We start from the raw sequence: 12,178 nt of genomic DNA, 5'->3' as shown, positions 1-12,178 counted from the left end.
GATCCACATGATTATGATAATGAAGGAGACTATATGGATGCTATTCAGAATTTTATAAAAATGAAAATGAGATAAGAGAATAGTCGAAGTAAAGGTGACACTATGAGAAAAAGATCATTACTATTATATGCAGTGAGAGATATGATGAGAAAAGATAAGTGGGCTGAGAGGTATAACCCTGATCAAAGATTCAATGTGAGTCAGTATGATTATGAAACTGTCGCTGAGTATCTGGATGCACTTAGAGAAGAATGGAAAGAATATGTGGATCCATTTGAAATATGTGATGGGTATGTTGATGTTTCAAAGTATAAGAATTTTGAGAAATATGAAGAAGCAGCTCAAGAGTATTTAGATCGTCTTGATTGGAAGAAAGTTGAACCGGATTATGATAAATATGATGTAAATCCATTAGATTTTGATACTAAAGAACAATATCTTGATGCATTGTATCAGAAGGTAAGAGAAGAATATGATCCCTATGATGATTTTCCAGGACTTGATCCTAGTTCATTTGATTATCCTTTTGAATATGATTTTGCGATTGATGAAAGAAGGGAGTGGAAAGAAGAACATGATCCTGAAGATAAATATGATGTAGATCCAGGTGCTTATGAGTATGAAGATGATTATGTCGAAGCTATTAAAAAGTGGAAGCGCCATATAGCAAGACTTGATGCAAAATCCCCTTCTTATACAAGTAATCGTAATAAAGCGAAGAAACAATTGTCTAGGGAACGTTTAAGTGAATCTGAGTCTAATCTGGTTGATATAGAAGAAAATCCAACTGAAGAAAGTAAACAGTCCTGGGGGGATAAACATAATTCCTTTAACACATTTAGCTCTATAGATCCTATACAGTATGATCATGAAAGTGATTATTTAGATGATTTAAGAGTAAAATGGAAAGAATACTATGATCCATCTGATATGTATGATGTTGATCCACAGGATTATGATAGGGAAGAAGACTATATGGAGGCCATTAAACAATATATTAAATCCAAATATAGGTGAAGCTTTACTATGCTGATTTAGAATACTTCGACATGTAACTACCGCTTACATTTACGAATAACATAAAACTATTAAATATATTTACATTATTCGCAATAAAGTGTTGACAAAAAATAATATTGGACTATTATATAGGCATACATATGAAACAGAGCGTTGAACAAGATACGATTTCTAATCCGCTTCCTATAGAGAGCATCCAGCTGGTGGAAAGGATGCAGGTAATGATTATGGGACCATCCCTTGTGAGCTGTTTTCTTGAAAATAATAGTAAAGAAAGCCGTAATTTCTGCGTTAAAGAAATAGCATTCATGGGATGTGAAGTGGTGATGTGAATCACAATCTAAGTGGTACCGCGGAAACACAGGTTTTCGTCTTAGACAGGTCATTCTAAGACGAAAGCCTTTTTTATATCTGTTTTATATGTATAAAGTAATTCTGGGGGGAATTTATTTATGAATGGTTTACTTTTACTTGGATTAGCAGCCCTTATCCTAGTAGTAGCCTATCTATGTTATGGTCGCTATTTAGTAAAAACTTGGGGTATTGATCCTAATGCAACAACACCTGCTGTTGCGAAAGAAGATGGCACAGACTTTGTACCTACTAATAAATGGTCAGTCTTTGCACATCAGTTCTCATCTATCGCTGGTGCTGGACCAGTTACTGGACCAGTTATGGCTATGGTATTTGGTTGGTTACCTGCATTCTTATGGGTAGTCATCGGTGGTGTATTCTTTGGTGCTGTACAGGACTTCGGTGCACTTTATGCTTCAGTTAAATCTGAAGGTAAGTCAATGGGTCAGATCATCGAAAAATACATTGGTAGAACTGGTAAGAAATTATTCTTCTTATTCTGCTGGGTCTTCACATTAATCGTTATTGCTGCATTCGCAGATATGGTTGCTGGAACATTCAATGGTTTCAGTGCTGAAGGAGCTAAGCTTGCACCTAATGCCAGTGCTGCTTCTATCTCTATTCTTTATGTATTTGTTGCTATGGCATTTGGTTTATTATTACGTAAGGTTAACTTAGAAGGTTGGCCAAAGGTTGTACTTGGAATTGTCTTAATCGTTGCAATGCTTGCAGTGGGTATCAAATTCCCTGTATATGCAACTAAAACTACTTGGATTTATTTAGTATTTGTTTATATTTTCTTTGCATCTGTTACACCAATGTGGTTATTAAAAGGTCCACGTGACTACTTAACTACATTCTTATTCATCGGTATGATTGCTGCTGCAGTTGTAGGTGTATTCTTAAGTAACCCAACTGTTACTGTACCAGCATTCACTGGATTTAAAACAGCTACAGGAAGTTACTTATTCCCAACATTATTTGTAACTATCGCTTGTGGTGCTGTATCTGGTTTCCATTCTCTTGTATCTTCTGAAACATCTTCTAAGATGGTTAAGAATGAAAAAGATATGCTTCAGGTTGGTTATGGTTCAATGTTATTAGAATCATTACTTGCTGTATTAGTTATCGTAATCGTTGGTTCATTACCAAACTTAAAACAGACTGGTGTCTTAGATACAGCTCTTGCTAACATGGCTTTAGCTGATACTGCCACACCTTTCACTAAGTTCTCTGCTGGTGTAACTGGTTTAGTAGCACAGCTTGGTTTACCACAGTCTTGGGGACTTTGTATCATGACTATGTTCGTTTCTGCTCTTGCATTAACTTCATTAGATGCAGTTGCTAGAATCTCACGTATGTCTTTCCAGGAATTTTTCGAAGTAGAAGAAGGAGAAACACCATCACAGTTAGTATCAGTCTTAACTAATAAATATGTCTCTACACTTATTTCACTTTTCTTTGGCTATTTATTAAGCTTAGGCGGATATGTTAACATCTGGCCATTATTCGGTTCAGCAAACCAGTTACTTGCTGCAATGGTATTAATTTCACTTGCTGTATTCTTAAAGGTTACTGGAAGAAAAGGTTTCATGTTATATGTACCAATGGCTTTAATGTTTGTTGTAACTATGACTGCATTAGTACAGGCTATTTATGGTATCTGCATGAAGTTATTCGTAACTGGTGGTTTCATGATCATGACAGATGGTCTACAATTAGTCGTTGCCGTATTATTAGTTGCTCTTGGTCTTATGATTACTTTCCATTCAACTGGTAAGTTAGTGAATTCAAAAGCTGAATAATAATTTCTGAAGTCCCTACTTGTAGGGGCTTTTTTATATGCATTTAAAATGTTAGAGAGAGTCTGAATCTCATGTAATTATATGTAATCATTTACAAAATAAATATCTTTACACATGTCATGAAATTATAATGTATTTTCATATTGAGACAATTAATACACTTAGGGAAATAACAAAAATAGAACTTTTTTTACTCATGAAAATGTGAAAAATGCCACTTTTTAAATTGTTAAATTCATAAATAACTATAATTCTATTACATATTGACAGAAATTTACAAAATGGTATTGACGAGTGAAAAAATGTTTTTTAAAATAGATTTGTGTCTAGAGAGCGGACACAGCAAACTGCCCTGAAGCATGTTCTATAACTAGTCATGTAGAGTATGCTGGTTCCTAGAACCGGGGCACTTTGTTTGAATATTCAGACATGATTCTTAGGAGTCATGTTTTTTTCTTATTGAGAAAATAATTGTACCCCTTTTGATAAATACTATATAATACCTAAGGTTATCGAGGGAGGAAATTATGAAACGCTTACAAATGAAATACAATTGTATCCAGTTCTTATATTGGATTACTAACTGTACGATTTTTGGCTATGTAGCCATCTTCTTACAATATAAGGGATTAACGAATACAGAAATAGGGATAGTGACTGCTATGGGAAGTATCATGATGCTTTTGCTTTCCGCAAATATCTCTAACTTACCAAATAAGTATGAAGCACTCACACCACATAATGTTATCTTAGGAATCTATGCTATACTATTTGCATCATTTAGTGCTCTTTACTTTATGACACTACCTAAAGTAGTTGTCATGGTACTATATATCGCATTATTATTCCTAGTTACTTGTGTTGTTCCATTCTTATCACAATTCGCAATGGATTATGTAAAAATGGGTAAAGATATCAACTTCGGGCTTGCAAGAGGACTTGGGTCATTCTCTTATGCATCAAGTGCCTTTTTAATGGGATACTTAGTAGAATGGTTAGAACCATCTGTTATTTATATTGTCTTTATTATTTCAAGTATTCTATTTATCATTAATTTGTTGATTCTCCCACACTCTACTATTAAGAATGAGTCAACAGAAAAACCAGCCAATCCATTTGGCTTGATTACTAAATATAAGAAGTTCTTCTTCTTTCTATTAGGGTTTGGATTTGCGATTGCAGGTGCTACTTCTTTATCTACTTATTTAATTAATATAGTTAAGAAGCTAGGTGGGGATTCATCATTCTATGGTATCGCCATATTCTTTATGGCAGCAAGCGAAACACCATTCATGACGATGACTTATCGCTTAAAGAAAAGATTTGGACCTGAGAAGCTTATTGTCTTTGGTCTCATTATGTATATCTTTAGAAACTTCCTGATTGCATTAGCACCTAGCCTATTTGTCTTATTAATAGGTATGGTATTCCAGGGATGTTCTTATGGATTGCTTTTTGCTACTTATACATATTATTGTAATGATGTCTTGTCTGAAGCAGATCAGATGGCAGGACAGACACTTATTACAATGATGGCTAATGGTTTTGGGTTCTGCTTAGGAAATTATTTAGGTGGTGTTTTACAGGATACATTGGGGTTAACAAGTATGCTGATCTTTGCAATGATTGTTACACTTATTGGTGCATTGATTGGCGTATATACGTATAAATTCATGAAAGACTAGAGGAAGAGAAATCTTCCTTTTTTTAATATGACATTAATTAAATACAAAAAATGAGCGTAAAGGGTTACGTAATGGTATAAAAATGATATAATTATCACGTTATGAAAATATAACACTTTTTTATGATTATTGTATTTCTTCATTTCTTCTTAAGAAACAAAATGTTTTAAGTAATGTGATTTTTTACAGTTATGGGAGGAATAAATGTACAATAATAGTAGATACACTACAGAAGAGGGGGATAGAGTTGAACTTTTTACAGAAATTAGGTAAATCTCTGATGCTTCCGGTGACCATTATGCCACTGGCTGCATTACTAAAAGGTATTGGCTACTGGATTGACCCCTTGGGATGGGGAGTGAATAATCCGTTCGCTGCTTTTTTGATATTATCAGGTGGTGTCGTGATTGATAATCTTCCTATACTATTTGCGATTGCAGTTGCTATAGGAATGACAGATAAGAAAAATACAGCGCTTTCTCTTGCAGCTGTCATCAACTATCTGATGATTACTAAAATATTATCACCTGAAGGTATTTCACTTATATCAGGTCTTCATATAAGCAAGGTTGCACTGGCATTTCATGATACAAGTAATGCCTTTATAGGTATTATAGTAGGACTTATAGTGGCATATTGTTTTAAGAAGTTTAATCATATTGAACTGCCAGGACCTCTTTCATTTTTTAGTGGTGAGAGATTTATTCCTATTATATCAGGTCTTGTTACACTTCTTTTTGCCGGTGTATTTATCTATGTATGGCCATTACTTTATGATGCATTTATTCATTTTGGAACATGGATGTCACATTTAGGACCAATGAGTGCAGGTCTCTATGGATTCTTTAATAGACTCCTTATACCTACAGGACTGCATCATGCATTAAATTCAGTATTCTGGTTCAATGTAGCAGGCATTAATGATATAGGACGTTTCTGGGGCACAGTATCTGGAGGAATCAAAGGAATCACAGGTATGTATCAGGCAGGCTTTTTCCCTGTTATGATGTTTGGCTTACCTTGTGGGGCATTGGCTATTTATCAATCAGCTGATAAAGAAAATAGAAAGAAAATAGGTGCATTGATGTTCTCTGCAGCACTTGCTTCTTTTTTGACAGGTATTACAGAACCGTTGGAATTCTCTTTCATGTTCTTAGCACCAAGTCTCTATATCGCTCATGCTATTATGACTGGTATAATGATGTTTATTGCAGCAAGTATGCATTGGCTGGCAGGATTTAGCTTTTCTGCAGGGCTTATTGATTATATATTAAGTTTTAAGGCGCCATTTTCTTATCAGGCTATTCATTTGATTCCTTTAGGAATTATCTGTGGTGCACTCTATTATGTCGTATTTAGAAGTATGATTCTTTATTTTAATCTCATGACACCAGGAAGAATGAAAGAAGAAACAAAAGAAGTGAAGACAAGTCTCGCATTTGACTATGATGATCTCGCTATTTCTTTTGTAGAAGCACTTGGTGGTAGAAGTAATTGTTTATCTGCAGACGCATGTATTACACGTTTAAGACTCGAAGTCAAGGATACAAGTCTCATTAATAGAGATGAGATTACACGTCTAGGCTTTGATCATGTGGTGGAGGCAGGAGAACACTATGTGCAGATACTTGTTGGTACACATGCTCAGTTTATAGCAGATGCGATGAACGATATATTAATGTAAAGGGGAATATTATGAGAATAATCAAGATCTTCAATAATAATAGTGTTGCCGCTATTTCTCCAGAACTAGGTGACATTATTTTAACCGGTTCAGGTATTGGTTTTCAGAAGAAAGTAGGGGATGTCGTAGATTCTCAAAAAATTGAGAAGACTTATCTGTTTAAGGAAGATCCACATAAAAGATTAGAAAGAGAAGATAATATCTCTCCAGTCTGTTATGAAATTACCAATCAGATTGTCTCACGTGCGATTAAGAAGCTTCGTTCACGTTATTATGGAGAAATATTCCTAACAATGACTGATCATATCTCATTCGCATTAAAACGCAAGATGGAAAATATCAAACTGCCTTATGTCGTACTTGGAGATGTCAGTGTTCTTTATAAAGATGAATATGAAATTGGCTTATGGGCATTAAGCTATATTAAGAAGAAAACAGGTATTACATTGGATCTAGAAGAAGCCAACTATATAGCACTACACTTAGTGAACTTCTCAATGGACAATAATACCCATAATGCGACTAAGATACTAAGCTTTGTGACTGATATTATCGGTATTATTGAAAATAGTATGAAGGTGACTATTTCTCCTCAGTCTTTAAGCTATGCAAGACTTTCTACTCATCTCAAATACTTAGCTGAACGTATCTTCACAGGAGAGGAAATCAACCTAAAAGACACAACAGAGGATATCAGAGAACTCTTAAAAGAGAATCTAAGATTATCCATGTGCATTAACCGTATTGTGAAACATATTAAAGATAAATATAAATATGATGTATCACCGGATGAGCAGACATTCTTATGCATCCATATTAAACGTATCATGCAATAATTGATGAAAACGCTTGTAATATAAAAAATATACTGCTATACTATTCAAGTAAATGTGGATTGTTACTCTAAGCAGGCAAGACCAAATAAAGATTATGACACCTTTTTTGTCATACTTTATTTGGTCTTTATTTTTTGTAAAAATCCATGTTGAATACTCATTTTACAATTTTCAAGGAGCATAAAATGAGAAAAAATATAAAAGAAAGGAGAACATGATGAAAGGAAAGAAAGTCATTACTTATGCAGTAAGTTTTCTTGTTGCATTAGGCTGTGTATCTGCTTTTCCAATGACTGTACAGGCAGATACAGGGTATGAAGTCTATCCTAATCCTCATACAATGAGCTATTCAAATGGGGATTATGAAATGACTAGTCAGGTCAATGTTGTCTATGAAGATGGTATTGATGCTGATACAAAAGCAAGACTTAATGAAGTTCTTGCATTAAAAGGCATGAGTGCAAGTGTTTCTAGCGAAAAGAAAGCGGGAAAGACAAACATTCTTGTTGGTATTAAGAATTCTAACCAATATGTAGATCAGCATTTTGGTTCTTATTCTAATTCAGGCTTATTTGATAAGCTTGATTCATATGCTTTAAAGTCAGATAAGGGCACTATTTCTATCTTAGGAAAAGATACAGATGCTGCTTTTTATGGCCTTACAAGCTTATATCACATTTTTAAGCAGATAGAGGGGAAAACAATTAGAAACTTCTCTATCGAAGACTATGCGGATGTTGCAAGCCGTGGATTTATTGAAGGTTATTATGGTAATCCATGGTCAACAGAAGATCGTTGTAAATTGATGGAATGGGGTGGCTATTATAAGCTTAACTCATATTTCTATGCTCCTAAAGATGATCCAAAGCATAACGCTAAGTGGCGTGAACTTTATACTGATCAGGAAATTGAAACAAAGATCAAACCACTTGCTGAGGCTGGAAACAAATCTAAATGCCGTTTCGTATTTGCCTTACATCCTTATATGAATAACGCTATTCGTTATAACTCTGAAGAAAACTATCAGGCTGACTTAAAGGTTATGCAGGCTAAGTTTAAACAGGTTATTGATGCTGGTGTTCGTCAGATTGCGATTCTTGCAGACGATGCTGGCAACGTAGGTGGCGCTAATTATACAAGAACATTGACAGATATGTCTAACTGGCTTAAAGAATTACAGCCTTCCTACCCTGGCTTAAAGCTCACATTACCATTCTGTACTCAGGAATATATGGGATGGGGTCAGTCTTACTATCGTGACTTCCCTGAAAACGTACAGATTATCATGACTGGTGGACGTGTATGGGGTGAAGTAACTAATAACTTTACTTCTTCATTCACTAATACTGCAGGTCGTGGTCCTTATATGTGGATCAACTGGCCATGTACTGATAACTCTAAGAAGCATCTAATCATGGGTGGTTATACAACATTCCTTCATCCAGGTGTTGATCCTTCTAAGATACAGGGTATTGTATTAAATCCAATGCAGCAGTCTGAACCAAGTAAGGTTGCAATATTCGGTAATGCATGTTATTCATGGAATATCTGGCAGACTGAAGAAGAAGCGAATAAGTGCTATAATGCTTCATTCAAATATGTGGATCATAATGGTTATGAAGAAACAGCAGCTTCAACTGCTTTAAGAGAATTATCTAAGCATATGATCAACCAGAACATGGATAGCAGAGTGACTCGCTTAGAAGAATCTGTTGAATTAAAAGAAAAACTCAATGCATTCAAGACTAAAGTAACTAAAGGTGAAAAGATCACTGATGAAGAATTTGATGACCTCATCAACGAATTCACAGTATTACAGAATGCATCTAAGACTTATCGTGAAAGCGGTAATGAAAGAATCAAGTCTCAGATTGTTTACTGGTTAAACTGCTGGGATGATACAACAAATGCTGCATTAAACTATATTAAAGGTATTAAAGCTGCACAGAATGAAGAAGACAATGCAACTATCTGGGATTATTATTCAACAGCACAGGCTGCTTTTGAAAAGAGCAAGTCTTATGGTTTCCACTATGTAGATCATTTAGAATATGCTGAAGTAGGTGTACAGCATATCGTACCATTCATTAAATCACTTGATTCATACTTATCTGAAATTGCATCTACAATCGTTAATCCAGATAAACAGATTGCGAAATATATTACTAACCGTGAAGATACTCCAGATGGTAAGGAAGATAACATCTTTGATGGTAATGCTTCTACAGAATTAGTTTACAAGAGCCCTAATACTATTTCTACAGGTACTTATGTAGGTATCAAGTATTCTAAGGCTATTGATGTAAACCATGTAATCTTTAGAATGGGTGCGAACTCTAACCCTAGAGATACATTCTTAAAAGCGAAAGTACAGTATACAACTGATGGTAAGAACTGGACTGATGTCAATGATACAGAATATGACTTACCAAACAATGTAGAATTAACAGACCTTAACCTTAAGGGTGTTAAGGGTATCCGTATGATTGCAACTGAAGATAAGAGTAACACTTGGTTAGGTGTAAGAGATATCTTAGTTAACCCAACGACTACTCCTTCTACAAGCACTGATAAGGGTACATTATCTATGACTAAGATTGGTGTAAAAGGTGGTTCATTAGATAACTTATTAGATGATAATGAATCTACATATGCGCATTTTGCAGAATCTCCATATAAAGCAGGAGAAATCAAGGACTATATTCCAGTAGATGCTGCAGTGACTCTTACATTCAATAATCCTAAGAAGCTAGGTACGATCAACTTCGTACAGGATAGTGGTACTGATAAGATCACTAGATATGCATTAGAATACAGTGTTGATGGTACTAACTGGAAGACATTAAAAGAATATGCTGGTGATGCCACTGTTCATTTAAATGTTGAAGACCAGGATTTGACTGCTAAGGCTATTCGTGTAAGAAACCTTGAATTACATCTTCAGAGTGATACAGCAGGTTATTGGTGGAAGGTAAAGACATTCAACCATACTGATGTAGTGAATGAATATGATGACAAGGCTGTTTATACAAATACTGACTATAAGTTACATTCTAAGAGTACATTAGATCGTACTGATTTAGTGTATACAAAAGAAATGACTTTAGCACCTAAACAGTATGTAGGTGTAAAGTTAGCACGTGTTAAAGATCTAAAACAGTTAGAGCTTGATTATACAGGTGATGTTGTATTAGAAGCTTCAGTGAATGCACATGACTGGGTAGAAGTCACTGATTTAAATAACAATCTTCCAGATGCACGTTATGTACGTTTGATCAATAAGAAGAGTTCTGATGTGAAGTTAACTGTTAATAAGTTTGTGGTACATTCTACAGAAGTCAGAGCACCATACTTATATAAGACAACTATGACTGTTGACCCTTCTTGGGGTGTTATAGAAGATTCTAGAAACAATGGGGCTGCATTTGATGGCAACATTGATTCTACAACTGAATTTGGTGACCTTCCACAGAAGGGTCAGTATATTATCTATGACTTAGGTCAGATGAGAAATATTGATAAGATTGCCATGTATTGTCAGGATAGTGCAGTGAACTATATCAGAGATGCTGTGATTAGTGTTTCTAGTGATTTAGAAAACTGGACAGATGTTGTGACAATTGGTGATGGTGTTGAAAACATTGGTGATGCAGGTGTTCAGTGTATCGATTCTGATGCAGGATACAGAGCATCTAGTACATATCCAAATAAGGTTTATGTATCAGGTACTGCAGATCATGTACCAGCTCGTTACTTAAGAATCTTATTTACTGCATCTAACAACAATAGAGCTGTTGTATTCAACGAAATCATGATCAATGATGGTGAATATGCACCAGAAGACAATGACCCTACATTTGAATCTAATGTAACAGAAGCAAAAGGTTACAAGCCTCAGTATATGATTGATGGTGACCTATTAACTTCTTATAAGCCTGGTTCAAATAAAGCAGGTTACTTAACTTATACTCTTTCTGATAGATTAAATGTGAAGAAATTCAACATTATCCAGAAGGGTGAAATCAGTAATGCTAAGGTATATGCACTCATTGATAAAGAAGTGACTACACGTAACGTTCCTGAAGAAGATAAGGAATGGATTCAGTTAGGTACTTTAAGAAAGTCACTTAATGAATTCTATGTACCTCGCGGTAATGTTTATAAGTTAAAGTTTGAATGGGAAGAAAATAGTATTCCTACAATTTCTGAAATCATCAGCTTAACTGATGATGAATTCAAGAGCGAATGTGCTAAGGATCTTAAGGATTATATCGATTCATTAAAAGTAGAAGAAGATAAATACACGACTGCAACTTATGAAGCATATAAGACTGCTAGAGTGGCTGCACTTAATGTTTATAACACGCAGATGGGTGAAAAGGATGCATTAGAAGAAGCAAAAGCTCACCTTAAAGCCTCTTATGATGCATTAGTGGCTCGTGGTGATGTCAAAGCATTAGAAGCAGAAATCAAGGCATTAGAAAAGCTTTCAAAGGATGACTATACTGAAGAAAGCTATAACGCTCTTATGAAAGTAAAAGCAGATGCTGAAAAACTTGCTAAGAACAAGGATGCATCTGTTGAAGAAGTCAATGAAATGTTAGAAGCATTACGTAATGCGAAAGCTGCTCTTGTTACTAAGGCTTCTATCAGCAAGAAGACATTAAGAGACTATATCGATTCTAATAATTTGAAGACTCTTGATACTTCACTTTACTTAACTTCAACAGTTAAGCCTTTCCAGGATGCTTTAAAGAACGCAGAAGATATCTTGAATAAAGAAGATGCAACTGT

6 protein-coding genes and 1 other annotated feature are annotated in these 12,178 nt (G+C 34.9%); all 6 genes read left to right on the top strand.

Annotated elements, in window-relative coordinates; translation table 11 throughout:
- Nucleotides 1-102 precede the first annotated feature (102 nt).
- Nucleotides 103-1,017, top strand: coding sequence for a hypothetical protein (locus tag B2S90_RS00980; protein ID WP_100054713.1), 915 nt, complete (start codon nucleotides 103-105; stop codon nucleotides 1,015-1,017).
- 147 nt (nucleotides 1,018-1,164) lie between these two features.
- Nucleotides 1,165-1,399: a binding site (T-box leader), on the top strand.
- Nucleotides 1,400-1,472: 73 nt separating this feature from the next.
- Nucleotides 1,473-3,179, top strand: a complete 1,707-nt coding sequence (locus tag B2S90_RS00975; protein WP_055290064.1) for a carbon starvation CstA family protein — start codon at nucleotides 1,473-1,475, stop codon at nucleotides 3,177-3,179.
- A 527-nt stretch (nucleotides 3,180-3,706) separates the two neighbouring features.
- Entirely contained in the window at nucleotides 3,707-4,864 is a 1,158-nt protein-coding gene (locus B2S90_RS00970) for an MFS transporter (RefSeq protein ID WP_278861545.1), read from the top strand.
- 247 nt (nucleotides 4,865-5,111) lie between these two features.
- Entirely contained in the window at nucleotides 5,112-6,548 is a 1,437-nt protein-coding gene (gene nagE, locus B2S90_RS00965; protein WP_286696399.1) for an N-acetylglucosamine-specific PTS transporter subunit IIBC, read from the top strand.
- 11 nt (nucleotides 6,549-6,559) lie between these two features.
- Nucleotides 6,560-7,384, top strand: a complete 825-nt coding sequence (locus tag B2S90_RS00960) for a PRD domain-containing protein (protein WP_270469422.1) — start codon at nucleotides 6,560-6,562, stop codon at nucleotides 7,382-7,384.
- 217 nt (nucleotides 7,385-7,601) lie between these two features.
- On the top strand, nucleotides 7,602-12,178 hold a 4,577-nt coding region (locus tag B2S90_RS00955), incomplete at its 3' end, for a beta-N-acetylglucosaminidase domain-containing protein (RefSeq protein ID WP_286696398.1).

It is taken from the genome of Catenibacterium sp. UBA627, from assembly GCF_002299355.1.
GTDB classification, from domain to species: Bacteria; Bacillota_I; Bacilli_A; order Erysipelotrichales; family Coprobacillaceae; genus Catenibacterium; species Catenibacterium mitsuoka.
Note: the sequence above shows the minus strand (reverse complement) of the source record. Positions and strands in the feature narration are given on the sequence as shown.